We start from the raw sequence: 25,557 nt of genomic DNA, 5'->3' as shown, positions 1-25,557 counted from the left end.
GTGTCAGGATTTAATGTTTTCAGCAGGGCTTTGTTTGCAGTTGTTTTTATGATGTCCGGCCTGGCGTCTTCTGTTTGGGCTGACCAGACATCAGTGATTAAGCCGGTGAAGCAGGTTTATATGGTGCTCTGGCGAGGTGTGACAGAAGCGGAGCGGGGCTTTATGGATTCAATGATGAATCGGCCGGAACCTGTGGAGTTTGTTATTCGAAATGCCGGGAAAAGCCGCCAGCAGGTTGCCTTGATTCGTCAGGATATTCTGCAGCGTAAACCGGATCTGGTCTATAGTTTTGGCACGACGGTGACCTCTATTCTTGTGGGAGCTGAATCCGCTACTCATTCGGGTGATGAGTATATTCACTCGATTCCGCTGGTATTTAATATTGTTGCGGATCCAAAGGGGGCGGGCCTTGTATCAGACTATCAGGCGCCGGGGAGGAACGTGACAGGAACATCTCACCTGGTTCCGATGGCGACTCAGGTTGCGGCGATGCAAGAGCTTGATGGTATTGAGAAGATTGCGGTGATTTTTAACGCTAAGGAGAAAAACTCTTTGCTTCAGGTTGAAGCATTACAGAGTGCCTGTGATGCCGCAGGGATCGACTTGGTTCGCTTTCCGTTGCCGAATGCGGATGAAGCAGAAGCGGATGATTACTTTGCCGCTTTTGCTCGCTTTATTACGTCCGAGGGTGCAGATATTACTTATTTGCCATCAGACTCCTTCCTTATTTCAAATGCGAAAACTCTGGTGAACGTCAGTCATGGTGCCGGTGTTCCTGTCTACTCCGCTACAGAAGGGCCTATCCGTAAGGCTGGTGCCTATATGGGATTGGTGAGCCGTTACTATAATGTGGGGCAATTTGCTGCCTATAAAGCGCATCAATTGCTGTTTGAAGGACGGCAGGTTTCTGAGGTTCCTGTTGAGACCCTTAAACGTTTTAGCTTTATTGTAAATATGGATTCAGCGAAAGCCCTGGATCGATACCCGCCCGTGACGGTTATGCAAACAGCTGAAGTCGTTAAGGATTAATTTCTGTTAGAATAGCCCGCTTTGTGCGGGCCTTTTTCTATTGTTTCTATAGATAACTCCATGTGTGGCCAACCCGTAAAAAACTCTCCTTAAATCACTTGAGGTAAGGCTTTGACTCAGTTTCGTCCGTGTATCGACCTGCATCAGGGGCAGGTTAAACAGATCGTAGGTGGCAGCCTGAATGAGCAAGGGGCTGATACAAATTTTATCAGTGAATATAGTAGCCGTTATTATGCCGAGCTGTATCGAGAACACCGGTTGATGGGCGGCCATGTGATCGCCTTAGGTCCGGGTAATCAGGACGCTGCTCTGGATGCGTTATCAGCCTGGCCAGGAGGCTTACAGTTCGGAGGCGGTGTGAATGCGGGGAATGCTGCTTCCTATCTTGAGGCTGGCGCTTCCCATGTGATTGTAACCTCCTATCTGTTTGAAGGTGGGCAGTTCAGCTGGGAGCGGCTGGCAGAGGTTAAGGCGGTAACAGGTAAGGAGCGTTTGGTTCTGGACTTAAGCTGCCGGAAAACTGAGTCAGGATGGAACATTGCCACAGACCGTTGGCAAACGGTTACGGAGCTGGCGGTGGATCAGCATACGTTACAGGCTTTAAGTGATCACTGTGCTGAGTTTTTAATCCATGCGGCGGATGTGGAGGGGCTTCAGAGTGGTATCGATGAAGACCTGGTGCGTTTGCTTGGGGCTGCAAGTCCGATTCCGGTGACATATGCTGGAGGAGCCCGTTCACGGGAGGATCTGGAGCGGGTACAGATGCTCTCAAATGGTCGGGTCGATCTGACCATAGGCAGTGCGTTGGATATTTTCGGTGGCCACGGCATAACATTGGATGAATGTATCCGGTGGAATAACCAGCAAGGTTAGCCTGTTCCACGGGTGTGCGATGATAAACGTGCGCAATAAAAAAGCTCCGGCAGAGGCGACTCCGTCGGAGCTTTTTTGTTTTCAGTCAGATATAAGAAGAGGTTAGCGACGCTCAGGCAGTGCTGGACGTAGTTTTTCTGCCATCTTCAGCAATGTTTCTTCTGTGGTATCCCAGTCTATACAGGCATCTGTAATGGAGACGCCATATTCCATCTCGTCCCGGTTTGGGGACATTTTCTGATTACCCCAGCCTATGTTGCTCTCAATCATCAGGCCAACAATCGATTGGTTGCCATCCAGAATCTGATGGGTGACATTTTCCATAACCAATGGTTGTAGTGCCGGATCTTTGTTGGAGTTTGCATGGCTGCAGTCGATCATGATGTTCTTCGGCAGTTTAGCCTTTTCCAGATCCTGCTCACACAGGGCGACACTGACCGAATCGTAGTTGGGTTTGCCATTCCCACCGCGAAGAACCACATGGCCATATTGGTTGCCTTTTGTACGTATCACGGCAACCTGGCCAGCCTGATTAATACCCAGGAAGCTGTGGGGATGAGATGCAGACTGCAGTGCGTTAGTTGCTACCTCTAGGCCGCCATCTGTACCATTTTTAAAGCCGATTGGCATCGACAGACCACTGGTCATTTCGCGGTGTGTCTGGGACTCTGTGGTACGAGCACCAATAGCAGACCATGCGATAACATCCTGCAGATATTGAGGTGAAATCGGGTCCAGAGCTTCTGTTGCCAAAGGCAGTCCCATTTCGGCCAGATCGACCAGGAGTTGGCGGCCAATATGCAGACCCTCTTCCAGTTGGAAAGAGTCATCCAGATGAGGGTCGTTGATCAGTCCTTTCCAGCCAACCGTGGTGCGCGGCTTCTCAAAATAAACACGCATGACGATATACAGCGTATCACTGACTTTGTCGGAAAGTGCTTTCAGGCGCTTTGCGTAGTCTTTGGCAGCATCAATATCATGGATAGAGCAGGGGCCTACCACAACAAACAAGCGCTGGTCTTTACCGTCAAGAATATTTTGAATAGTCTCACGACCTTCAACCACCGATCCACGGGCCGGGTCCGTTAAAGGAATCTTTTTTTTCAGTTCTTCTGGGGTGATCAGGACATCCTGAGACACCACATTGACATTCGTCAGACGAGTTTTAGGCATCTGAAATCGTATCCTATGTTAGCTTTATGAATCGTTTAGGGTTTTATTATTAAGTTATTGTTCTTAATAGAATATTGTTTTTAACGGCCCAGTGATAGGGGCTAAGCCTATACTTTGGGTGATAAATTGAATATCTATTGTTTGTTAGTATTTCTCTGGCATTTTTCAGAATGAACTGTTTCAAAGACAGTTGGTAGGCTTGGGAAGTCCTGCCAGCTTACTGGTCATTTTGGCCGGGCTTTCACCAAATAGCTGCATCAGATAAATACTTTTAGCTTTTTCTTTACCCAGGTTCAGCCCAATATATTTCACCAGAGGCCGCATGGCAGGAGAGAGTTCAAATTCCTGATAAAACCGGCGCAGCAAATTAATAATCTCCCAATGGGCCTCTGTCAGCTCCAGCCCTTCCTTTTTTGCGATCTGCTCCGCTACCTCTGGTTGCCAGTCTGAAAGTTGTTCCAGATAGCCTTCACTGTCCACAGGGATCTGCTTATTTCCAATTGTCAGCATAAAATTAAAACCAGCTGCAGACAGAATCTGCCTGTTCAGTCAGCTCAACGAAACCTGAGTAATCTACGGGCTGGCACTGCTCGATCAGCAGGGCGTCATTCAAGCCGCGTGCAGCGGTATCATTCCAGAGTACAAAGTAGCTTAGATCATCGCGCAGTAGCTCTTTGAAAGCTGATGTTGCACTGTAGACGCCATCCTCGATAAAGAGCACGCTATCGCCACTACTGGCGCTGTACAGGCACTCCTGCAATGCGCTACTGGTTGATGGTGATTTATTAACCGTATGTAAAATCATCTTTGGATTCGCAAAACTATGGCGTTATTGAACGCTTAAAAATTAAAAATCTGACGATGGCTGTTCAGAAGTTTCTGTAGGCTGGGCTGGCTGATGGTTTCACATTCGAAACCCAGCAGGTTTGTCGTTAACCCTCGCTCGCTCAGGCTTTTCTCACAAACAAAGACCTGATCAATATCGTACATCGGCAGGGCTTTCATCATTGCCTGAGTACCTTTTTGCTCAACCTGATCCGGCTGTTGATTGCTCAATAACTGATAAACACCATCCCCCATAAAAAGCAGTGTTGCCTGCTGGCCGAACGCTGCACCAACCAGCGCCAGGTCAATTGCTTCTCTTGCCCAGGATGTACCGATGGGAGCTTTACGGAAAATAATCAGTAGTTCGGACATTCTCAGGCTCCAAAGGTAATCAGTTTGTCGCAGTTAATGCTGGCATCAATAAGCTGACCCAAACCTGAAAGAGTGTATCCGTCGGCCAGGTTATGCGACGACTTGCTGTAACGTTTGGCTTCTTTCTCGTCCAGAAGCCCGCGTCGGACTGCCGCTGCGATACAAACCACCAATTCAATTCCGTGCTCGCTGGCCAAGGTCTGCCATTGTATTGGCACATTAATTTCGTCCTGAGGAGGCGTTACCAACGCTGAACTGTTGTATACGCCATCATGGTAAAAGAAAACCCGCTGAACCCGGTGTTCACGCTTTAATACCGCCCGGGTAAAATGCAGTGCGCTGAGGGAGGCCTGGTCGCTGTAGGGGCCGCCATAAATGGCAATACTGTAGTTCATTTGATCACAATTCTTCATTACAACTTTTCATCACAATTCTAAAAATTGCAGCACCGGATTGTCTTAGCTGGATAACCCTGGTCTCTGATGTCTGTCTTTTGGCTTGCAGCTGTATCTGGGGTAACCCTGACGGGCAGAAACAAAAACGCCCTGCAGTGCAGGGCGCTTAGTATAACTTACTCAGCCTGTTTTAGTCGTCTCCACTTAGCGCCCCGGTCAGGTGGAGTAGGCTCATAAAGAGGTTATAGATGGAGACATATAACCCGATGGTCGCCATAATATAATTACGTTGCCCATCATGTACTAGCTGGCTGGTTTCATACAGGATCGCAGCGGAAGCAAAAAGCACGAAACCCGCTGAGATCATCAGGCTTAAGCCGGGAATACTGAAGAAAAAGCCTGCGATCATGGCACCGACCAGTACCAGGAAGCCGACAAACATAAAGCCGCTCAGGAAGCTGAAATCTTTTTTCGATGTCAGGGCGTAGCCTGACAGTGCCAGGAAAATAACAGCGGTGCTGGCTAATGCTGTTGTGACAACCTGACCACCGTTAGGCAGAGAGAGATACATGGAAACAACAGGGCCAATCGTGAGGCCCATAAAGCCTGTAAAGGCAAATGCACTAACAAGACCCCAGATGCTGTTCTGAGTTTTATGAGTTAAAAACATCAGGCCATAAGCGCCGATCAGAAAAACAAAGATATTCATGCGACCGAACCCCATCGCCGCCGAAACAAAAGCGGTGAATGCGCTGAACGCCAGCGTCATGCTCAGCAGCATAAAGGTGTTACGGATAACCTTATTAACGGGGACAGCAGAGGCCGAACCGTAGGTGTTGTATTCTTCGATAGCCATTGAATAGCTCCTCTATTCTTCGTAGTCGTCATTAAGACCTATTCTGTCTGTTTATGTTCAAAAGTTAAAGCCTTGTATAACCTGAGAAAAAACATGAAATGTCTATTGACGAAAAAAAATATTTGCGTATCATATGCGCCAGCTGGAGGGATGGCTGAGCGGCTGAAAGCACCGGTCTTGAAAACCGGCAAGGGTTAATAGCCCTTCCAGGGTTCAAATCCCTGTCCCTCCGCCATTATTCTGAAAAGGCGCAACACCTAGGTGTTGCTCCTTTTTTTTTCTTTCACTTTCACTTTCTCTTTTGGCTGCCGGGGTTGTGTTTTAGGTCTTGCCTTCGAAGTGTAGCTTTTATGAAAAGCGCTCCGCATAGGTACGCATTGGATTTTGCGGCCATCTTGTTGAATATAAAGATTTTTTCCTTTTTTTGTTGACCTGAAAAAAACAGTCCGTATAATGCCGTCTTGCTGGAGGGATGGCTGAGCGGCTGAAAGCACCGGTCTTGAAAACCGGCAAGGGTTAATAGCCCTTCCAGGGTTCAAATCCCTGTCCCTCCGCCATTTTTATAAAAACCTGCTCTTATGAGCAGGTTTTTTTTTGTCTGTAGCTCGGGTTCATCCTAGTTATGGTTTGGGGTTCTTTGATTTAGAATCTGCTATCCTACAAAAGCGTGTTCAAAAGGAGTTGCTTGCTATGGATAAAGATATTTCAGCGTGCTTTCCATTCTGGGTAAAGCTGCTTTGGGTTATTGCCAGTGTGGCTCTTTTCTATCGGCTTGGTGTTGCTGCAGGCTGGTTCTGAATCTTTTCTGAAGCTTAATGAATGATGTTTGCACCAGCCTGAACTTGGATTTGATACAATTCATGCGGGACAACTAATGGCTGATTGCTGTATAAATGAACAAGAGGCTTTCTTTTGTTCTGCAAAGCAGCTAATTTATTCCTCATGATGGGTTTTTAAAGGTAAGTCATTGAAATATGGCTGATTTTCAAGCTTCACAGCTATCATTAAGTATCGGTCTAAGAGACGATGCAACGTTTGCTAATTTTTTTCCGGGGGATAATATTTATCTTCTGGAGGCTTTGTGTTCGCTTCTTGAAAGTGGCGGTGAGACATTTCAGTACATCTATGGGCCTCAGGATTCAGGCAAAAGCCATCTGTTGCAGGCTCTTTGCCATCAGGCTGATGCTTTAGGTTTCCGCTCTGTGTACCTGCCTTTGGATGAACTTGCTCTTCTGTCCCCAGAGCTGCTGGAGGGCCTGGAAGCGCTGGACCTGGTTTGTATTGATGACCTTCATTTAGTAGCGGGTCGGGCCAAATGGGAAGCAGCACTATTTCACTGCTTTAACCGTTTGCGCGATGCTGGAAAAGTACTGGTGATCTCTGCAGATGCACCTCCCTCGAAGCTGGGGGTGAAGCTACCTGACCTTTCCTCCCGTTTGGCGTGGGGCATTACTTCGGTGCTGCACAAGCTTGATGACGAACAAAAAATAATGGCTTTTAAGTTACGTGCTCACGAGCGGGGCTTAGAGCTGACGGATGAGGTTGCACGGTATATATTGCACCGAAGTCCAAGAAGTTTGCGCGAATTATTCGATATGCTGTCGGTATTAGATCATGCATCTCTGATGGCTCAGAGGAAGTTAACTATACCCTTTGTCAAAGAGACTCTGCGCTGGTAGTTTTGTCTTGGATGCAGGTGTTTGCTTTGGCTTATTCGTCTTGTTTTATCCGATTAAGACAAAGCGTTACCTTTTGCTGCTTTTATTGGAAGGGCGTTGGGGGTATTTTCTTAGTCTACCGATAAGAACAAAGGTTTAAGGAGAGTGCGATGATGGCTGTTTCAGATCAACTTGTCGGGGCTGCTATTGCTCAGTCCCGGGAGTTGTTGTTATTACTTGACCCGAAAAGCCTGAGTTTTATTTACAGTAACTCTGCTGCAGAGGCAGCTTTGGGCTATGAAAGTGGTGAAATTTGTAATCTTTCCCCCCATGATCTGTTCCCGGAATTTACTGCGCCAGAACTCAATGCGATTCTTGATAATCTTTCCGTGGATTTAAACAAGCACTCTGTGATGAATACTGTTCTGGTGTCTAAGCTGGTAGGTCTGCGTGACTACTATCTTCAGCTGCAGGGTGTAGAGCTTGACCAGCAAGAGGTAATTCTTATCTCAGGTCATGACGTTACTGAGCGTATGGCTGAGACAGATCAGGTGCACGAGATGCTGGCTGAAGCTCAGATGGACTCTATGCTGGACCCGGCAACAGGGCTTATGCAACGTGTTTATTTCCTGCCTTACATGAATAACGTGATGATGAAGTCACATGAAACCAAGAAGCCTTTTGGTCTTATGTTGCTGGATATTGAGAATATGCCGGAAATTAACGAGCTGTACGGCCAGCCTGCCGGTGAGCGTGTTTTCCTACATATTGGTCAGATTGTGAAGCGGGTAGTGGAAGTTCCTGAATATGCTGCCCGTTTTTCAGGGAAAAAAATCTGTCTGTTATTGCCTATGGCAACGAAGAAGTCGGTTCAGGATTTGGTATCTCATCTGATGCGAGCCATTGCCCGTCTCTACTACCCTGAATGGCCGGAACTGAAGGTTAAAGCACGTATGGGTATCTATTTTGGCAGCCCTACAGCCGATCCTGAGGTTCTGCTTGAACGTGTAGGTACAGATTATCGTGACCGCAGACTGGAAGCCGATGAAGTACTGACACTGCTAAACCCGAGTCTCGATCCCTAGGATATTCGCCCATTAAGCTTTTTGTGCTTTCGGGAACTAAGTGTTACTTATCGGAATAAAAAAGCGGATCACTTTTAGTGATCCGCTTTTTTTATTTCTGTGTGAATCTTCTGACTCCGTATCTAGCCCATGATGGATTTGTACATCACAAGGATGACGGCCATAGGGGTTACATAGCGGATGACATTCCAGAACAGAGACAAAGCACCCTGGGACATATTAAGTTCGTCTGCCACATCTTCTTTCTTCATAACCCAGCCTACGTATAGTGCGGCCAACAAGCCAGCCAGAGGTAGCATAATGTTGGCAGTGATGTAGTCCAGCAGATCAAAGATGGTTTTGCCTTCGAAAACGGCCAACATACCCAGAGGGTGAACATCAGACCATACATTCAGGGAGAGTACCGTTGCGATCCCCAGGAACCACACAGCCCCGCCAGCAGCCAGTGTTGCTGTCAGGCGATTAAAGCCACTGCGTTCTTCCAGCCATTCAACAGACGGCTCCAGGAGCGAGATTGCCGAAGTAAGTGCTGCAAATACCAGCAATATGAAGAAGAGTGTACCGATTAGAGTACCCATGGACATGCTACCAAACGCCATTGGCAGGGATACGAAGATCAGACCCGGTCCCGCACTTGGCTCCATGCCGTTCGCAAATACGATCGGGAAAATTGCCATGCCAGCGACCAGTGCCACAAGGGTGTCCATAAGGCCAACTGTGATGGACGTCTTGGCAATGGATACATCCTGGTCCAGATAGGAGCCGTAAGCCATCATGACGCCTGTGCCCAGACTTAAAGTAAAGAACGCGTGTCCCAGTGCTTTCAGCACACCCTCAGAACTGAGCTTGGAAAAATCAGGATTGAACAGGAAGTTAACGCCCTGGGCGAAACCATCCGTTGTCATGGCGTAGCCCACCATGATGACCAGGAGTATAAAAAGGGCTGGCATCAGATAGGTTACGGCTTTTTCCAGGCCGCTTTTAACGCCTCGGGCAACAATAAAGAGTACGCATACCATAAATATACTGTGCCAGAACAGTAGTGTTGACGGATCCGCTAGCATGGAGCCAAAAATACCGCCAACGGCATCACTGCTTTGGCCTACAAAGTCACCGCTGAAGGTGTAGCCCACGTAGTTGATCGCCCAGCCACCAATAACGCTATAGAATGACAGAATCAGAAATGCTGCAATTGTACCCAGTGTACCAATTGATACCCAGCCTGCTTTGGCGTTATGTTCGCGAATCAGATCTCGCATACTGGCGACAGGGCTCTTTCCGCCTTTCCGGCCTAGGAGTACTTCGGCAATCAGAATCGGCAGGCCAACAATGGCGATGCAGGCCAGGTATACCAGAACGAAAGCTCCACCACCGTTTTCACCGGTGATGTATGGGAATTTCCAGATGTTGCCAAGGCCGACCGCAGAACCGGTTGCAGCCATAATAAATGCCCAGCGTGAAGACCAGTGCAGGCCCTGGTGCCCAGTGGCATTTGTTGTCGTTGTTTTAGACACGAGTTTCTCCTCGGTTTTTTGGCAATAGCTCAGTAGGTCAGCCCCTTAAAGCAGGGGCGAGGCTAAGCTGATTTGTGGGATTAAATTAAGAGTTCTGAAGGTTTTCGTCCGGGTGAGCAAAGCGCTCGCGTGCAACCTGATCTGCAATAGCATGAGTCGGTTGTTGTTCATGATCGGCCCGGGAGAAGATTTCCATCAGGGTGCTATGAATGGACTCGATGTGCTCATTAACGGCTTTGGGATCGAAGTTGCCCATGCGTTCATAGCCCACATCAATGATGCCGCCGGAGTTGATAGCGTAATCAGGAGCGTAAAGAATACCCTTATCGCGAAGCTGGGCTCCGTGGTGTGGAGACTCAAGCTGGTTGTTTGCAGCGCCTGCAATAACCTTGGCTTTCAGCTGGCTGATGGTCTCGTCGTTCAAAATACCACCCATAGCACAGGGAGAAAAAACATCGACATCCAGCCCGTAGATTTCATCTGAAGCAACGGCTGTTGCGCCTAACTCGTTAACGCAGCGCTGAACCATATCGCTGTAAATATCTGTTACCCAGAGCTTGGCCCCTGCCTGGTGAAGGTGCTTTGCCAGTCGAAAACCAACATTGCCAACGCCCTGAATTGCAACTTTGAGACCCGCGAGATCAGTGCGGCCCAGGCGATATTCAACAGCAGACATCAGGCCGCGGTATACACCATATGCTGTAGACGGGGATGGGTCGCCGCTGCGTAAGTGACCGTCAGTGCAAGGTTTCTCCATGATACCCGCAACGTATGAGGTTTCTTCGGCTATAAGCTTAAGGTCAGACACACTGGTTCCTGAGTCCTCAGCCGTAATATAGTTACCGCTGGCAGATTCAATGAAGCGTCCCATAGCGTGAAGCAAATCCGGTGTTTTGCTTTGTCGGGGATCTCCAATGATAACGGCTTTACCACCACCCAGTGGAAGGTTTGCTAGTGCAGACTTATAAGTCATCCCTCTGGACAGACGCAGAACATCTTTCAGGGCTTCGGCTTCTGAAGCATATGGCCACATACGGCAGCCGCCGAGTGCAGGGCCGAGGTTACTATTGTGGATGGCAATAATGGCTTTCAGGCCAGATTTGGGATCGTGCCCGAACAGAACACGTTCGTGCCCGTCGAAATCAGGATGGCTAAATACGTTCATGGCGTACTCCATTTTTATTTTCAGGCTTTTGGCCTTCTTTTTGTTGGGCTTTTGGCCCGGGAAGAGCTGGGTAAGCTATGGCTTTACCTGTGCTCTGTGCTGTGTGATTTCACTCAATCAGGTTGTTGTGTTACCTGCTGGACCGGTCAGGTCAGGGTAGTGCCTGACCGGTGCCATATTTTCACAGCGATGTCTGTCAGAAACATATTGTATGCCAACAATATTTTATTATTTTAAAACAATGAGTTATGAGTTTTAGCATCTTGCATGCCACTGTATTTCTATACTTTGGTGTTACCAGATTACACGACTTTGTTACTAAATTTTTTTAGTGGATATAACTTAAATCTCTTGCTTATTAGGTTTGATGATCTGAGTTTTTATAGAAAAAAAGTTTGTCATTTTTTAAATGGCCTTTCTCTGATGTCGCATAATTACTGAGGTACAGCCGGTTTATAAAAGCATATACTTAAAGAGTAAGGTCTTTAGTGACCGGAAATACAGATGGTTATAAGGATTAGATGCGGATGAAGGCATATTCAAACCGATTGAGTTATATCACTCTCGTCGTAGGTTTTCTGTTTTCAGCTTTGATTGCATGGAATATTGGCGACTTGCGCCAGGATGCCATCAGGGTTCAGCTTAAAGGTGAAATGAAGGAACTCTCTTATCAGGTGTCCCGTGAGCTGTTTGTGAATTTTGAAGCGTTATACGTTTTACAAGGCCTCTTTGAGGGTTCCTCTTCTGTAACACATGAAGAGTTTTCCCATGTGGCTGAGGGAACATTGGCGCGGCATCCTGAGCTGCATTTCTTGCAATGGTCACCTGTTGTGACTCCTGCCGACCGGCAGGTGTTTGAGAATGAGCAAAAGAAAACCGATCCCCGTTATGTGATTCAGGAGCGTTCTGCCAGAGAGCGCTGGGTGCCAGCGGTGAAGCGTGAGGCTCACTACCCTGTGCTATATCAGGCAACGAAGGGCCAGGCAGAGGTTCCTCTTGGTTTCGATCTGTCGTCCCAACCTGTTCTTTTAAACGCTATTAACCGTGCAGTAGATAGTTCTGAGCTTGCTGCGACAGAACCTATGGCTCCGTTCGATGGTATGGCTGGAAAGCGCATTCTTGCCGTTCTCCCGGTTTTTGAAGGTGGAACTGTACGTGGACAGGGGGATCTTAAAGGCCTGGTGGCTGGTGAGTTTACCCTCAACCGGCTGGTGCAGGAGGCTCTGATGGGAGGGCGTGCAGCAGGGCTTCATATTGCCTTGTTTGATATGAAAACTCTCCAGGAGAAAAATAGTGAGCATGCGGTTTTATTTGCGCGGCAACCTGTAACGCCTCCTGTGATTGATATGCAGCAGCGCTATATGATTAACGATGTGGGAGGACGGAACTGGCAACTGGTCGTTGCGCCTTCTGAAGGCTATATGAATGAGCGTAAGAGTGAGCTGGCATATGTTGTGATGATGGCGGGCTTGTTGATTACCGGTCTTGTGGCGGCATATTTGCGCATGTTATCCCGGCGCAGTTTTGAAATTGAGTCCGTTGCTGAACAACGGAACCGCGCTCTTCAGGAGGCCAACAAAAAGCTGGCGCATCTATCGCAAACGGATGGCTTAACTCAGATCGCTAACCGTCGTTTCTTTGATGACAGTTTTTCCCGTGAGTGGAAGCGGGCACGTCGGGAACGCAAGCCGGTTTCATTAGTCTTGTTTGATCTTGATTTTTTCAAGCAGTACAACGATCAGTATGGGCACCTTCAGGGTGATGAGTGCTTGCGCAACATTGCGGAGTTGGTTGCCTCTGTTATCAACCGGCCCGGAGATCTGTTTGCCCGATTTGGCGGGGAGGAGTTTATCCTGCTACTGCCAAACACACCTGAGGCTGGTGCCTGGGCAATTGCAGAGCAATGTCGTGAGTTGGTTGAGTCGCTGGCGATTGCACACCACAAATCATCGATTGCTGAGGTTGTTACGATCAGTGTTGGTGTCTGCAGCCTGATACCGGAAGATGATATGACAGAGCATGACATGCTAGATTTGACTGATCAGGCACTTTACTGCGCTAAGGATCGGGGCCGTAATCTTGTCGTTAGTGCCAACAGAGAGTCTTTTATGCCCCGTACAGCAAACCGGGGGTAGAATCGGCTGTTTGCAGTTCTGGTTCTGATCCTTCTACTGAGTTGGAATCTGGCAACTAAAGGAAAAGCAAGACGGGTAAAGCAGCCGTCTTGCTTTTTTTATTTCCAGGGAAGAACGTAATGGTCTGTTAGGGCACACCGGTTATTACACATTCCGGCTCTTACATATTTCCTACCCGCTAGCCTGGTCTTCTGCTTTTTCGTTTGTCTGTGCTGATGATTTAATACGCAGGCTTTCCCAGCGTGAGAACATCATCGCGGACATAAAAAGAATAATAGAAGATATGGATAAGCCAAGGCCGACGACTTTACTGCCCGGTAAAAAGGCCTGATCAACGCCGTGCATAAAGTACAGCAGGCTGACAAAGCAAAGCCAGGCGTGAGAGCGGGGATTGCGAAGCCAAAGGCCAGGTACAAAAAGCAGGAGCGGGAGAACCGGCAGTAAAGCCAGTAATCCGATCACATAAAGTGGTGCCCCTTCCTTTGTTGACTGGAAACTATTCAGGATCAGAAAGCCAATAATGGACAGGTAGCTGATTAAAACCCAAAAACGACCCTTGTTAGCCATCCCAGTAATATCTTTGCCTGCTTCCAGGCGGTTCATCATCTTTCTCACAGTAGCTCCTGTGAATGAATGTAAAATCAGGCCTGTTTCAGACTCAGAGCCAGTTCAGCAACCCGTTTGCCCTGTGCCGCACAGAGTTCAAGTTCAGTCTTATCGATCGGGCTATCTCCGGATTTACCGGCAACATGGCTGGCACCATAGGGTGTGCCGCCAGTACTTGTCTCCAGCAGCCCGGATTGGCTGTATGGCAGCCCGGCAATGACCATGCCATGGTGTAGCAACGGAAGCATCATTGACAGCAGCGTGGCCTCCTGACCGCCATGCAGACTGGCAGTGGAGGTGAAAACAGCCCCTGGTTTATCGATCAAAGCACCGTTCATCCAGAGATTACTGGTGCTTTCCAGAAAATGCTTCATTGGAGCTGCCATTGTGCCAAAGCGGGTTGGACTGCCCAACAGAAGACCGGCGCACTGGCGGAGATCTTCCTCGCTACAGTACAGGTCACCAGTATCAGGGATGGCAGGAGACACCGCAGAGCACTCTGCAGAAACATCCGGGACAGTCCGCAGGCGTGCCTCTATACCGGAAACTGACTCAACACCCCCGGCGATTGCTTCTGCCATTTCGCGGGTTGCGCCATGGCGGGAGTAATACAGTACTAAAACATAAGGCTGGCTCATGCCAACAGCTCCAGAACATTCTCCGGTGGTCGGCCAATGGCTGCTGCGGTTTCAGTTTCAGCTATGGGGCGCTCAATCAGTTTCGGGGTGCTTACCATAGCTGAGATCAGCGCATCATCACTGCTCTCTTTGCTCAGTCCCAATTCTTTAAATTCTGCTTCTTTTGTGCGCATCATCTCAATGGCAGAGATATTAAGTTTTTTCAGCAGAGCACGGATCTCTGCTTCCGTGAGAGGTTCATCCAGGTAGCGGCGAATATCCGGCTCGATACCGTTTTCCTGTAGAAGTGACAGTGTGGCACGGGACTTGGAACAGCGCGGGTTGTGGTAAAGCGTTACAGCAGGCATGAGATATCCTTGATCCTGATCAAATAGGGTAGAATGAGGCATATTCTAACGGTATGTCTTGCTAACGAAAAGGAGCGACTGGAATGACATCCATTTTTAAAAGGGATTGGTTTGGGCTCCTGCGCTTTATCATTCGGCGCTTTATTGATCAGGAGTGTCAAAAGACAGCGGCAGCTATGACGTATACAACCCTGTTTGCCTTGGTGCCCCTGATGACGGTTGCTTACAGTATTTTGTCGGCACTACCCAGTACTGAAGGTGCCGGAGCGGGTATTCAGGATCTGCTTTTCCGCAATCTGCTTCCGGAGAGCAGTCAGGTGGTCAGTAATTATCTTGCAGATTTTGCCCAGCAAGCCCGGAACCTGACCTTTGTCGGTGTTGGTTTTCTGATCATAACCGCGATTCTGATGATGAAGTCAATTGAACGCGCCTTTAACAGAATCTGGTCAGTGGCAGAGGATCGCAAAGGCGCGAGCAGCTTTCTGTTGTACTGGTCGGTGCTGACACTGGGGCCGCTGCTTATGGGCTCAGGTATGGCCGTGACCTCTTTTGTGGTTTCCCATAAGCTGTTTCTCGATGCGACAGATACTTTGGGCATTACAGCGATTCTTTTACAGTTTTTGCCGTTACTGACATCTTCTGTAGCCTTTATGATGTTGTTTTTCTTTGTGCCCAAAACCCACGTTTCCCTCAGACACGCCTGGTTGGGCGGGATCTTTACAGCAGTGTGCTTTGAATTGGCCAAATGGGGCTTCAGTCATTTTGTCAGCTTATCGCCCTCTTATCAGGTGGTTTATGGCGCATTTGCTGCAGTTCCTCTGTTCCTGCTTTGGATCTATATCAGTTGGAATATTTTACTGCTGGGGGCAACTCTCGTTATGGCGTTGCAGCGCTATCGACCAAACTGGCACTCTGCTAACCGGGAGCCTTTAATTGTTGCATTAAAAGTCGTTCAGGTTTTGTTTGACCGCTGGAAAAGCAATAAACCTTTAACAATTAATGAGCTGCAGGAGATGGTTTCAGTCTTATCTGCCAGGCAGCAACGGAAATTATTACAGGTGCTGCAGAATCAGGGGCTTTTAGTTTTCGTGAAAAATGAGGCTTCAGTGAAAGGTTGGCCCTCCGGATACTGGCAGCTAGGCCGGGATCTGTCTGCAATGACTCAGTGGCAGCTGTTGGCATTGATGCCCTGGCGAGTACCACCGGAATTATTAGCCACCGAAACGATAGATACAAAATCACCCAAGGGAGGATTTTCCCTGCTGTCGCCATCTGTTATAAATACTTTGCAGGATTATCTTCGTCAGGGAGAGTCAATGCTTTCCCGGCCTGCACAAACGCTTTTTGAAAGCGAACAAGCTTAGTGCAACCCGCGTAAATTCTCGTCCGCAGCCGGGGGTTCAGATTACGGGCCCTGAACAGGTGTTTAAAGATCGGTGATTTAAAATGCAGAAAGAGTCCGTAACGAGGAGTGTAGTCACAGAGCCGGCCTGGGTGAAAGTGATCACAGTAACAGGCCGGGTTCAGGGTGTTTGGTTTCGAAAAAACACTCTGCATCAGGCCCAGAGACGCCAGCTTGAGGGATGGGTGATGAATCTTGATGATGGCTCTGTGCTGGTCCATGTTCAGGGGCCAAAGAGTCGGGTTGAAGACCTCATCTCCTGGCTTTGGAAGGGTTCACCTTTATCCCGGGTTGATGAGCTGGATATCACCGATGCTGAGCCTCTGGTGATCAAGGGTTTTGAGATCCGTTGATTATCCTTTGACGGTAGTGGTGAATTATTATTTGACCACCAGGCGGTTCAGTCTTAATTAGCTGCTTCCGATGTTATCTCTGTTTGACTTAAGCCAAGTAAAATACTCGGGTATTCGTTAAAATAGCCCCAGTTTTTTTCGGAGGCTTTATGGCTGCATCTCAACTTTCGTACCGTTCTGACCTGAAGTTCTCTTTTGGGGCTCTGTTCTCGCTGGGTTTCCGGTCTTTTTTTCTGCTGGGAGCCTTGTTTGCCGTGGTTCTGATGCTCGGTTGGGTCTTCCAGCTTCGGGGCGTATTGCTCCCCTTTGCTTCAGATTACAGCTATTACCCCGGTGTTTTATGGCACAGCCATGAACTGATCTTTGGCTTTGCCACAGCGATTATCAGTGGTTTTTTATTAACTGCAGTAGGGAACTGGACCGGGCAGAAGATGCTGCACGGCAGAGGGCTTGCTGCTCTGGTTTTACTTTGGACTGCAGGCAGAATTGCGCCCTTTCTTCCCCTTGAGCCTCTGCTCATCGCCCTAATCGATCTTGCTTTTTATCCCTTGTTAACACTGGCGATTGCATTACCGATACTGAAAAGTGGCAACATGCGCAATATGGTCTTCATCATTTTCTGTGGTCTGCTGATACTGATGAACCTGCTGGTACATCTTGATCGTTTAGGTATTGCACCGGGTATGGCGCATCTTGGAATCTACGGGGCCCTGAATATTATTGTTCTGGTCATGCTGATTATCGGCGGGCGGGTTATTCCCTTTTTTACTGAACGGGCAATACCTGAGTATCGTGGCCGGCAGATTGTCTGGGTAGAGAAGCTGGTCATTCCTATGTCTGTGCTGACCTTTCTGAATGATCTCTGGCAACCTTTGGCGAGCTGGGCATATATATTGTCAGGTTTGCTTGGGCTTTTGATATTACTCAGGGTTGGTAGCTGGTTTGACCGTCGGGTTTTATCAAATCCTCTGCTTTGGATTCTGCATGTGGGATACCTGATGATAGGATTGGGCTTTATACTACGTGCAACACTGCCCTGGACGGGGTGGTCACCTTTTATCTATATTCATGCGCTGACTCTGGGCGGTATTGGTCTTCTGACACTGGGAATGATGTCTCGTGTTTCTCTTGGGCACACCGGGCGACCGCTGATATTACCTGTTCAGATGCACGTCGCATTTTACTGTCTTTTACTTGCGGTCATCGCCCGGGTTTTTGCCATGGCGATCATACAGAAACCATTTCTCTACGATCTATCTGCAACCGGGTGGATACTGGCATTTGGCCTTTTTGTTTATACTTACTTCCCTGCACTGGTATCGCCCCGGGCAGACAGTAAGTCTTAGGGTTTTTACAAAGGAGCTGACCCCTCTGCGTCAATCATCTCATGAATTAACTGCCCCAACCGTATAATGGCACTGCGGTACTCGGGCTGCTCCTGATAAAGGCCGAAGTTGACCCGGATATGGTGTCTGTTGGCTGGGTCGCTGCCAAAGAGAGCCCCCGGTGTTATGTTGATTTTTTCCCGAAGCGCTTGCTGATACAAGGCCATGCCATCGCAGGACTCCGGTAGTCTGATCCAGGCAAGAAACCCACCATCTGCGGGCTGGTATCTCACTGATTCGGGCCAGCTCATTGTTACTATTTTCTCGAACAATTGCTGCCGTTGCAGGTAGCGCCTGCGGATCAGGCGCAGGTGTCTCTGCATATAACCGGCTTCTAACCAGGTACCCAGTGCGTTTTGAGTGTGTGCAGGCAGGCCCATTTTACTGACGAACTGCAGGTGCTGGCAGCGCTCCTGCCAGCGTCCGGCTACCAGCCAACCCAGCCTGAGTTTTGGTGTGATGGTTTTTGATATGGAACTGCAATAAAGCACCCTATTCTGTGTGTCGATCGCTTTAAGTGGACTTGGGGCATTGCCCCGGTAATCCAGATCGGCAGAAATATCATCCTCGATAACAGCGATATCATAGCGGTTGGCTAAAGTAATGAGCTGCTGGCGGTGACCGGGTTCCATGCTTCTTCCGGTGGGGTTGTTGATAGTCGGTTGAACAAGAATCGCCCTGACCGGCCATTTCTCAAGAGCTGCAGCAACAAGGCCAAGATCCGGGCCTCCTGTTTCTGCCTGGGGGATCTCAACGACCTGACGTTCAAATGCCTCCAAACATTGCAGAATGCCGTAAAAGCAGGGTGATTCAACCAAAACAATATCACCCTCGTGGCTAACCGCTTGTAGAGCTAGGCTCACGGCCGACTGGGCACCATTGGTTATGATTGTCTCATCAGGTCTGATATTGAGCTCTCGTTTTGTCATTAACTTACTCAACTGTCGCCGTAGCTTTTCTGCACCCGGCGGCGTTTGGTAATGGGATATATAGCCTTCGCTGAGGGCTTTTTCCTCGTGGGTGACCTCTCTTTTTAATAACTGATAGAGACGTTTAACCCCCGGGAAATTGACACAAGGATTTGCTGTTCCCAAGAGGACCTGATCTTTTTTCCCTGCAGCGCGGACAATTTCAAGCCCGAGAGACCGGTTGTCCAATATTCTGGGTCGGATCGCAGCTAGCTGCTCCTCACTAGGTTCAGTTTTTATCTGGTGATCAGGATTGTTTTGAGCTGTCCGCGCCTTAGGGCCTGGGAAAAAGCCTGATTTTTCCCGGGCTTCCACCCAATTGTTATCCTCCAAATACTCGTAGCAGCGCACCACAGTTCCCTTGCTGACGTTTTGCTTAAGACTCAACTCCCGGATGGAAGGAAGTTTCTCATCGGCGGCATAGACACCATCGCTTAACTGTCTGGCCAGTTGGTCTGCGAGTTTTTTGTAGTAAAAGCTGCTCATCTGTACCCCTTTTTGTTCGCTTTTTCTGTCTATATTTTTATTTTACATCGCAGTTTATAGTACAGATACGTTTAAATCCCCGCTATCTGATTGCTAGATCTACCGTCACGAGACAACGACTGAAACGTCGTTTATCCAGGAATAATTTATGACTGCCTTAGCTGCACAGTTTGAACGCCATAAGACGCTATTGATTGCACTTTTACCCTGGGTGTTTGTGCTGCTATGGAGTACTGGCTTTATTGGTGCCCGCTATGGGTTACCTTATAGTGAGCCCTATACTTTTCTCAGCTGGAGAATGGCAGGTAACCTGCTGGTGTTTCTTTTACTGATGCGCTTGTTTGGCGTTTCTTTACCTCGGCGTTTTGCCTTATGGAAGCAGCAGTTGATCACAGGTACGCTGGTTCATACTGCGTATCTGGGTGGTGTTTTTTCCGCTATTGAACTGGGTATGCCTGCAGGGCTTGCCGCACTCCTTGTTGGCTTACAGCCCTTAGTAACTGCCGGGGTTATGGCTATGGTCTATCGTAGTGCGCCCAGCCTGAAACAATGGTTTGGCTTGACCCTCGGGATACTGGGTGTCGCTTTGGTTCTGAGTAATGGTCAGGCGGACTTTTTGCAAAAGGGTGATATCAGTGGTCTTCAATTACTCTGGATTTTGTTAGCACTGGTGGGCATTACATTAGGTACGCTATATCAGAAGACATATTGCGAGCAGCAGCCTCTTTTAGCGGCGACCTTTATTCAATACCTTTCTGGTCTGGCTGTAATGTTGCCTTTGGCCCTGTTAACAGAAAATACTCAGGTGCAATGGCACCCTGAGTTTATAGGAGCGCTGGTCTGGTCTGTGCTCGTTCTCTCTGTTGGGGCTATCTTGCTGCTGATGCTGATGATCCAGATGGGGGAGGCGACCCGAACTGCCAGCTATTTCTATCTGGTGCCTCCGGTGACTGCATTGCAGGCTTGGCTACTGTTTGATGAGCAGTTGACTGGTGTAGCCCTGGCTGGAATGGCTGTGACGGTGCTTGGCGTGTACTGGGTAAATAAGAAATAGTGCCGAAGAATAATGTTCTATTTATTAGAATCATTATCGTCATAAATAGTAATTTTCTGTCGTTTTTCTTGAGGTTATAGTGGCTTTAATATTTATAACCTGAGAAAGGAGCCAGATATGGCGGATTTTAAAGTTCTTAAGCGTGCCAGGGGAATACCGACCTCTGATGGCGCCGGTGTACGCCTTAACCGGGTAATAGGCACTACACAGCTAAAAAATCTTGACCCTTTTCTGATGCTGGATGAGTTTCGCTCTGACCGTGCAGATGATTATATTGCAGGCTTTCCGCCTCATCCGCACAGAGGGTTTGAAACGATCACTTATATGCTGCAAGGGTCTATGAAACATGAGGATCACTTGGGTAATGTTGGTGTGCTGTCCGGAGGTGGCGTCCAATGGATGACTGCTGGCGCAGGCATTATCCACTCAGAGATGCCGATGCAGGAAGATGGCATGCTCTGGGGCTTTCAGTTCTGGTTGAATCTGCCTGCGTCTGAAAAGATGAAAGCGCCATCTTATCAGGATCTTGCGCCGAAGGAGATCCCGGAGGTGGTTGATGATAATGGGGTATTGCGCCGGGTAGTAGCCGGTGTCTCTAAAGGTGTCCCGGGGCCGGTTCAGCGGGAAGCAACTCAGCCGCTGATGGTGGATTTTCGTGTTTCACAGTCGACTGCACTTGAGCATGACCTGCCTGCGGGGCATAAGAGCTTTATTTATGTCTATGAAGGAAATCTCGACGTGCCGGATGCGGGAGTAACGCTTGAACAAGGTGAGCTTTTGGCTTTTACCGGGAGTCTGCTACGCATGAATACTCAGGGGAAAGCGGGTGTTCTTCTGGTTAGCGGTAAGCCGCTGCTGGAGCCGATTGTGCAGCATGGCCCTTTTGTGATGAATACGGCCCAGGAGATTCAGCAGGCAATAGCAGACTATCAGAATGGCTCTTTGGCTAAAGAGGCCCGCCGGTGCTGACAGGGTAACAGGGCTCACCGCCGTTAATTGGATCACCAGATGGTGGCGGGTTCAGTATTCTGTTCTGCCATCGTTCAGACTAAGCTCCCCGGGACTGTTTACTTCTCGGAGTACTCGGTCGGTAGGTCTGCTTCGGATTACTTCTCCAACCAATGATTCAGCTGTCGGTTAAACTCCGGGATGTTAAGTGGCTTGATGAGGTAGGCATCAAAGCCTGCTATCTCTGCTTGTCTGATATCTTCCGGTCCTGAATTGGCGGATAACGCTATTAGTTTACGGTTGATATGCAGGCCTTCTGTTCGTATATGACGTAGAAGGTCGTAACCAGACATTCCGGGAAGGTTAATATCAAGTATTACCAGATCCGGTGTTTCATGACGCAGAATTTCAAGCCCCTCTTCCGGGGTGGTTGCGGTAAGTAACCGGTCACCATCACGCTTGCTGAAGATTTTCTTTACCAGCATACGGTTCGCGGCATTGTCTTCCACGTAGAGTGTTGTGGTTTTTTCTCCTCCACGGGAGATTATTTCAGCGACCGAAAGCTCAATACTTTGCATGGGTTGAGGGAGCTGATGCTCGGTAGCCATGGGAAGAATTAGCGTGAAAATACTGCCTTTTCCGGGCTGGCTGCTAACCTCAATCGTGCCGCGCATCGCTTCAGCCAGCTTTTGGCTGATAACAAGACCGATACCTGTACCCTGTCGGGTTGATGACTCCATACCCAATCGCTCAAAGGGCTGAAATAATTGCTCAAGTTGTTCCTGAGACAGGCCAAAACCTGTATCTGATACATGCACTCTGAACTCTGTGCCGATCTGATCCATGCTCAGTTCTACCGTTCCGTTGTCGTGATTGTATTTAATAGCATTGCTAACCAGATTTAACAGAATTTGTTTAACTCTGCGGCTGTCACCCATCACCGACAGGTCGAGATTATCTGGAAAGCGGGTGGTAATGGATACTCCCATGCGGTCTGCCAGATGTTTGTTCAGAGTGAGGGCTTCCTGAATGACCGGGATCGGATTGATCGGCTCGACTCTAAGATCAATGTGGCCAGCTTCAATTTTAGATAGATCCAGAATCTCATCGATCAGTTGCAGCAAATGATCACTGGCTTTGCGAATCTCCTGAAGGCCTTCGACGTGCTCTTCGATGAGATCAGCTTTATCCATTTCCATTAATTGGGTATAACCCTGAATGGCATTAAGTGGGGTTCGTAGTTCATGGCTCATGCTGGCCAGAAAAGAACTTTTTGCACGGTTGGCCTGCTCGGCATTTTCTTTGGCGTGCAGTAACTCTTCCATCATCAGTTTACGGCCGGTGATGTCACGGTATGTGCCTAAAAGCCCAGTGATGTTCTGATTGTTATCTCTGATCGGGATTTTGTTGAGCTCGACCCAAAGGTAGCTATCATCACTGCGGTGCAGGTAGTAGTTTTTATTTCGGATCTCCATGCCTTCTTTGACAACAAGGCTATCATCCTGCTGCAGTTGTGCCTGACGGATCAGGTCCTGCAAGCGTTGAATATTTACTGTATCGGAAGGGAGGCTGCTCCCAGTCTCACTTTTAGTATCAGGAGCACCGGCTGCAGACAGGTCGCGAATCAGCCAGTGATTGGCATTTTGGATAGTGCCATCAACATTTTGCCAGTAAACACCCGCAGGTACATGATCCAGTACCAGTTTGAACATCTGTTCAGTGCGCTGCCGTTCTGATGTTTCTTGCTGTAGCTCATCTTTAAGCTGCTGATGGCTTCGGTGTCGCTCCAGTGTGGTGGCGAGATTATCCAGAACCGGCGCGAAAATCTGCTCTGAAAAAGAGAGAGTTGTATCACGGGAGAACAGAATAAAGGCATCTGTTTGCCCTACAGGCAGAAGTAGCTCTGAATAGTAACACTCAAAGGCAGGATCAAGGCTTTGAAGATCATCCTGCACAGATCTGAATTCACTTCTCAGGGGCATTTCACCGCAACGGGTGATCTGTTTGCAAGGGTCAGGTGAAAAAGGTTTATCTGTGATGCTATAACAGATATTAAAACTATAACTGTTTGTCTGCCGTTCAAGATGGCTGATAAACATGCCTGAAGAGATGTCTGTATGGCGCAGCAGGCACTGCAGAAACTTTTGTACCAATGGCTGCTCAGAGATTTCAGATCCCATGAGGAGCGCCATTTCATAAAGGGTTGTCAGTTTCTGATCGCTCGCGCTCATGAAGTTCCCCGCTATGCCCAAACTCAGCCTGTTGCGCTGATGTATATGTTATGCCGATGTATATAGAATCGGGCGTTTGCTGCCCAGCACCGTTTGAGCCTTAAGCTGCTCAGGATGTTAATATCAATCCATGAGGTGGTCTGTTCCCTGCACTCTTTCTTTCACCTGCAAGTATATTGAACTAATGCCGGAATATCATCTTTAACCGATGGATTACTTAACTGTGACATTTTCTGAAGATAACAAAAACCCGCCCGGTCAGGGGCGGGTTCCGGCAGAGATCAGCCTGAAAAGAACAGACTGTTATGCATGTGCGCCAAATGCATCCTTAAGGAAGGAAATCACTGTTGCCTGATCGATCATGGTGTTTTCGCTGTCGCGTCGGCCACGGTATTCCAGTTGACCCTCTTTAAGGCCGCGCTCACCGATCACGATACGGTGCGGTATACCCACCAGTTCCAGGTCGGCAAACTTGAAGCCTGGGCGGCTGTCACGATCATCCATCAGAACATCGTGGCCTGCGGCTTTTAGTTCTGCGTACAGTTTCTCACTGGCATCGCGCACCAGCTCTGATTTATGGGCGTTCATCGGTACAATCGCAATCTCAAACGGCGCAATCGCTTCCGGCCAGATGATACCGTTCTCGTCATGGTTTTGTTCAATAGCAGACGCCACCACCCGGGTTACACCAATACCGTAACAACCCATGGCCATTGGAATCGGCTTGCCATTCTCACCCAGTACTGTGGCATTCATCGCTTCACTGTATTTTGTGCCCAGCTGGAAGATATGACCCACTTCAATACCGCGCTTAATGGATAGCGTACCCTTACCATCGGGGCTGACATCACCCTCAACCACATTACGGATATCTGCAACCTGCGGCAGCTCTAAATCACGACCCCAGTTGATACCGAAGTAGTGCTTACCGTCGATGTTGGCACCGGCACCAAAGTCAGAAGCTACCGCTACGGCACGGTCTACAACACAAGGGATGCTCAGGTTAACCGGGCCCAGAGAACCCGGGCCTGCACCGATAACGGCTTTGATCTCTTCGTCAGAGGCGAAGGTCAATGGCGCTGCAACCAATGGCAGGTTTTCTGCTTTGATCTCATTCAGGGTGTGATCGCCACGTACGATCAGGGCTACGAAGTCTGCCCCGGCTTCTTCATCCGCTTTAACGATCAGCGTCTTAACGGTTTTCTCAATAGCCAGATCAAACTGTTCAACCAGCTGGTCGATGGTTTTGGCATTCGGCGTATCGACCAGGGTCATCTCCTGCGTTGGAGCGTCGGCTTCCGACTGAGGGGCAACCGCTTCCGCTTTTTCGATATTCGCTGCGTAGGTGCCTTCGGTGTTGAATACGATATCGTCTTCACCGGAATCCGCCAGAACATGGAACTCATGGGAGCCTTCACCACCGATAGAGCCATTGTCTGCCAGTACCGGACGATAGTTCAGGCCCAGACGGTCAAAGATGTTGCAGTATGTCTGGTACATCACATCGTAGGTTTCCTGCAGAGACTCCGGTGTGGTGTGGAAGGAGTATGCGTCCTTCATGATGAATTCACGGGAGCGCATCACGCCGAAACGTGGACGGATCTCATCACGGAACTTGGTTTGAATCTGATAGAAATTAACCGGTAGTTGCTTATAGCTTTTAATCTCTTTACGGGCCATATCCGTGATCACTTCTTCATGGGTCGGGCCCACACAGAATTCACGCTGATGACGGTCTTTAAAGCGCAGTAGCTCGGGGCCATACTCTTCCCAGCGACCGGACTCCTGCCATAGTTCTGCAGGTTGTGCTGCCGGCATAAGAACTTCCTGAGAAACCTTGTCCATCTCTTCACGCACAATTCGCTCAACTTTGCGTAGAGTACGCAGGCCCAAGGGTAACCAGGTATACAGGCCTGAAGCCAGACGCCGGATCATACCGGCACGTAACATCAGCTGGTGGCTGATCACTTCAGCATCAGCTGGGGTTTCTTTTAATGTAGAAATTAGAATTTGACTGGCGCGCATAAAAACGGTCTCTGGCTTAGTACATGTTTGTAAA

The 25,557-nt window shown here is 48.7% G+C and carries 24 protein-coding genes and 2 tRNA genes; 12 read left to right on the top strand and 14 right to left on the bottom strand.

The features are described from left to right. Nucleotides 1-1,029, top strand: a complete 1,029-nt coding sequence (locus ACN0R8_RS03010) for an ABC transporter substrate-binding protein (protein ID WP_417594933.1) — start codon at nt 1-3, stop codon at nt 1,027-1,029. A gap of 111 nt (nt 1,030-1,140) precedes the next feature. Next, a complete protein-coding gene (gene hisA / locus ACN0R8_RS03005) occupies nt 1,141-1,902 on the top strand; it encodes a phosphoribosylformimino-5-aminoimidazole carboxamide ribotide isomerase (RefSeq protein ID WP_417594931.1) in 762 nt (253 codons plus the stop codon). Nucleotides 1,903-2,004: 102 nt separating this feature from the next. On the opposite strand, the gene ACN0R8_RS03000 is transcribed toward hisA, so the two are convergent. From ACN0R8_RS03000 to ACN0R8_RS02975, 6 genes are all read right to left on the bottom strand, one after another. Continuing rightward, the gene (locus tag ACN0R8_RS03000; RefSeq protein WP_417594929.1) at nt 2,005-3,075 is read right to left on the bottom strand and encodes a 3-deoxy-7-phosphoheptulonate synthase; all 1,071 of its coding nucleotides are present in this window, start codon (nt 3,073-3,075) and stop codon (nt 2,005-2,007) included. Between the two features lie 180 nt (nt 3,076-3,255). Next, complete coding sequence (locus ACN0R8_RS02995) at nt 3,256-3,585, bottom strand: TusE/DsrC/DsvC family sulfur relay protein (RefSeq protein ID WP_417594927.1); 330 nt, start codon at nt 3,583-3,585, stop codon at nt 3,256-3,258. Nucleotides 3,586-3,589: 4 nt separating this feature from the next. Beyond that, nucleotides 3,590-3,880, bottom strand: coding sequence for a sulfurtransferase complex subunit TusB (tusB, locus tag ACN0R8_RS02990; protein WP_417594925.1), 291 nt, complete (start codon nt 3,878-3,880; stop codon nt 3,590-3,592). 35 nt (nt 3,881-3,915) lie between these two features. After that, nucleotides 3,916-4,272: a sulfurtransferase complex subunit TusC gene (gene tusC / locus ACN0R8_RS02985; protein WP_417594923.1), complete on the bottom strand. Its 357-nt coding sequence runs from the start codon at nt 4,270-4,272 to the stop codon at nt 3,916-3,918. Between the two features lie 2 nt (nt 4,273-4,274). Further along, nucleotides 4,275-4,667 carry a sulfurtransferase complex subunit TusD gene (gene tusD / locus ACN0R8_RS02980; protein WP_417594921.1) on the bottom strand — a complete coding sequence of 131 codons (393 nt, stop codon included), beginning with the start codon at nt 4,665-4,667 and terminating at the stop codon, nt 4,275-4,277. 190 nt (nt 4,668-4,857) lie between these two features. Continuing rightward, nucleotides 4,858-5,523, bottom strand: a complete 666-nt coding sequence (locus ACN0R8_RS02975) for a Bax inhibitor-1/YccA family protein (RefSeq protein WP_417594919.1) — start codon at nt 5,521-5,523, stop codon at nt 4,858-4,860. A gap of 144 nt (nt 5,524-5,667) precedes the next feature. On the opposite strand from ACN0R8_RS02975, the gene ACN0R8_RS02970 reads away from it, so the two are divergent. The 4 genes from ACN0R8_RS02970 (at nt 5,668) to ACN0R8_RS02955 (ending at nt 8,266) form a co-directional block, all read left to right on the top strand. Further along, nucleotides 5,668-5,758, top strand: a tRNA-Ser gene (locus tag ACN0R8_RS02970). A gap of 231 nt (nt 5,759-5,989) precedes the next feature. Further along, nucleotides 5,990-6,080 (top strand) — tRNA-Ser (locus ACN0R8_RS02965). Between the two features lie 417 nt (nt 6,081-6,497). Further along, nucleotides 6,498-7,202 (top strand): DnaA regulatory inactivator Hda, encoded by a 705-nt coding sequence (hda, locus tag ACN0R8_RS02960; protein ID WP_417594917.1) that lies wholly within the window; start codon nt 6,498-6,500, stop codon nt 7,200-7,202. A gap of 149 nt (nt 7,203-7,351) precedes the next feature. Further along, the gene (locus tag ACN0R8_RS02955) at nt 7,352-8,266 is read left to right on the top strand and encodes a GGDEF domain-containing protein (protein ID WP_417594915.1); all 915 of its coding nucleotides are present in this window, start codon (nt 7,352-7,354) and stop codon (nt 8,264-8,266) included. A gap of 122 nt (nt 8,267-8,388) precedes the next feature. Here ACN0R8_RS02955 and ACN0R8_RS02950 read toward each other — a convergent pair whose 3' ends face one another. Together ACN0R8_RS02950 and ACN0R8_RS02945 are read right to left on the bottom strand one after the other, a co-directional pair. Further along, complete coding sequence (locus ACN0R8_RS02950; protein WP_417594913.1) at nt 8,389-9,780, bottom strand: sodium-dependent transporter; 1,392 nt, start codon at nt 9,778-9,780, stop codon at nt 8,389-8,391. A gap of 85 nt (nt 9,781-9,865) precedes the next feature. Continuing rightward, nucleotides 9,866-10,945: a Glu/Leu/Phe/Val dehydrogenase dimerization domain-containing protein gene (locus tag ACN0R8_RS02945; protein WP_417594911.1), complete on the bottom strand. Its 1,080-nt coding sequence runs from the start codon at nt 10,943-10,945 to the stop codon at nt 9,866-9,868. A 527-nt stretch (nt 10,946-11,472) separates the two neighbouring features. Between ACN0R8_RS02945 and ACN0R8_RS02940 the strand changes: the two genes are divergently transcribed. Beyond that, nucleotides 11,473-13,080 carry a diguanylate cyclase domain-containing protein gene (locus ACN0R8_RS02940; protein ID WP_417594909.1) on the top strand — a complete coding sequence of 536 codons (1,608 nt, stop codon included), beginning with the start codon at nt 11,473-11,475 and terminating at the stop codon, nt 13,078-13,080. Nucleotides 13,081-13,251: 171 nt separating this feature from the next. Here ACN0R8_RS02940 and ACN0R8_RS02935 read toward each other — a convergent pair whose 3' ends face one another. The 3 genes from ACN0R8_RS02935 to arsC are packed head-to-tail and all read right to left on the bottom strand — an operon-like array spanning nt 13,252 to nt 14,671. Next, nucleotides 13,252-13,686 carry a DUF2069 domain-containing protein gene (locus tag ACN0R8_RS02935; protein WP_417595182.1) on the bottom strand — a complete coding sequence of 145 codons (435 nt, stop codon included), beginning with the start codon at nt 13,684-13,686 and terminating at the stop codon, nt 13,252-13,254. Between the two features lie 35 nt (nt 13,687-13,721). After that, complete coding sequence (gene wrbA, locus ACN0R8_RS02930; RefSeq protein ID WP_417594907.1) at nt 13,722-14,324, bottom strand: NAD(P)H:quinone oxidoreductase; 603 nt, start codon at nt 14,322-14,324, stop codon at nt 13,722-13,724. Then, nucleotides 14,321-14,671, bottom strand: coding sequence for an arsenate reductase (glutaredoxin) (gene arsC, locus ACN0R8_RS02925; RefSeq protein WP_417594905.1), 351 nt, complete (start codon nt 14,669-14,671; stop codon nt 14,321-14,323). The genes wrbA and arsC overlap by 4 nt, the downstream gene beginning before the upstream one ends. An 83-nt stretch (nt 14,672-14,754) precedes the next feature. Between arsC and ACN0R8_RS02920 the strand changes: the two genes are divergently transcribed. The 3 genes from ACN0R8_RS02920 (at nt 14,755) to ACN0R8_RS02910 (ending at nt 17,772) form a co-directional block, all read left to right on the top strand. Next, nucleotides 14,755-16,035 carry a YihY family inner membrane protein gene (locus ACN0R8_RS02920; protein WP_417594903.1) on the top strand — a complete coding sequence of 427 codons (1,281 nt, stop codon included), beginning with the start codon at nt 14,755-14,757 and terminating at the stop codon, nt 16,033-16,035. 82 nt (nt 16,036-16,117) lie between these two features. Continuing rightward, nucleotides 16,118-16,426 (top strand): acylphosphatase, encoded by a 309-nt coding sequence (locus ACN0R8_RS02915; RefSeq protein ID WP_417594901.1) that lies wholly within the window; start codon nt 16,118-16,120, stop codon nt 16,424-16,426. Between the two features lie 149 nt (nt 16,427-16,575). Continuing rightward, nucleotides 16,576-17,772: an NnrS family protein gene (locus ACN0R8_RS02910; protein ID WP_417594899.1), complete on the top strand. Its 1,197-nt coding sequence runs from the start codon at nt 16,576-16,578 to the stop codon at nt 17,770-17,772. 5 nt (nt 17,773-17,777) lie between these two features. Here the strand turns inward: ACN0R8_RS02910 and ACN0R8_RS02905 are convergent, their stop codons facing one another. Beyond that, complete coding sequence (locus tag ACN0R8_RS02905) at nt 17,778-19,265, bottom strand: PLP-dependent aminotransferase family protein (protein ID WP_417594897.1); 1,488 nt, start codon at nt 19,263-19,265, stop codon at nt 17,778-17,780. Nucleotides 19,266-19,413: 148 nt separating this feature from the next. Between ACN0R8_RS02905 and ACN0R8_RS02900 the strand changes: the two genes are divergently transcribed. Continuing rightward, the gene (locus ACN0R8_RS02900; RefSeq protein WP_417594895.1) at nt 19,414-20,319 is read left to right on the top strand and encodes a DMT family transporter; all 906 of its coding nucleotides are present in this window, start codon (nt 19,414-19,416) and stop codon (nt 20,317-20,319) included. A 117-nt stretch (nt 20,320-20,436) separates the two neighbouring features. Next, complete coding sequence (locus ACN0R8_RS02895) at nt 20,437-21,288, top strand: pirin family protein (RefSeq protein WP_417594893.1); 852 nt, start codon at nt 20,437-20,439, stop codon at nt 21,286-21,288. A gap of 137 nt (nt 21,289-21,425) precedes the next feature. Here ACN0R8_RS02895 and ACN0R8_RS02890 read toward each other — a convergent pair whose 3' ends face one another. Continuing rightward, nucleotides 21,426-23,498, bottom strand: a complete 2,073-nt coding sequence (locus tag ACN0R8_RS02890; protein ID WP_417594891.1) for an ATP-binding protein — start codon at nt 23,496-23,498, stop codon at nt 21,426-21,428. Nucleotides 23,499-23,801: 303 nt separating this feature from the next. Next, on the bottom strand, nt 23,802-25,523 hold the full coding sequence (locus ACN0R8_RS02885; RefSeq protein WP_417594889.1) for a proline--tRNA ligase: 1,722 nt from the start codon (nt 25,521-25,523) through the stop codon (nt 23,802-23,804). Nucleotides 25,524-25,557: the final 34 nt, after the last annotated feature.

The organism is Oceanospirillum sp. (genome assembly GCF_048265165.1).
Classification (GTDB): Bacteria; Pseudomonadota; Gammaproteobacteria; order Pseudomonadales; family Halomonadaceae; genus Oceanospirillum.
The sequence above is the reverse complement of the archived record's forward strand: the minus strand, read 5'-3'. Positions and strand labels throughout refer to the sequence as shown.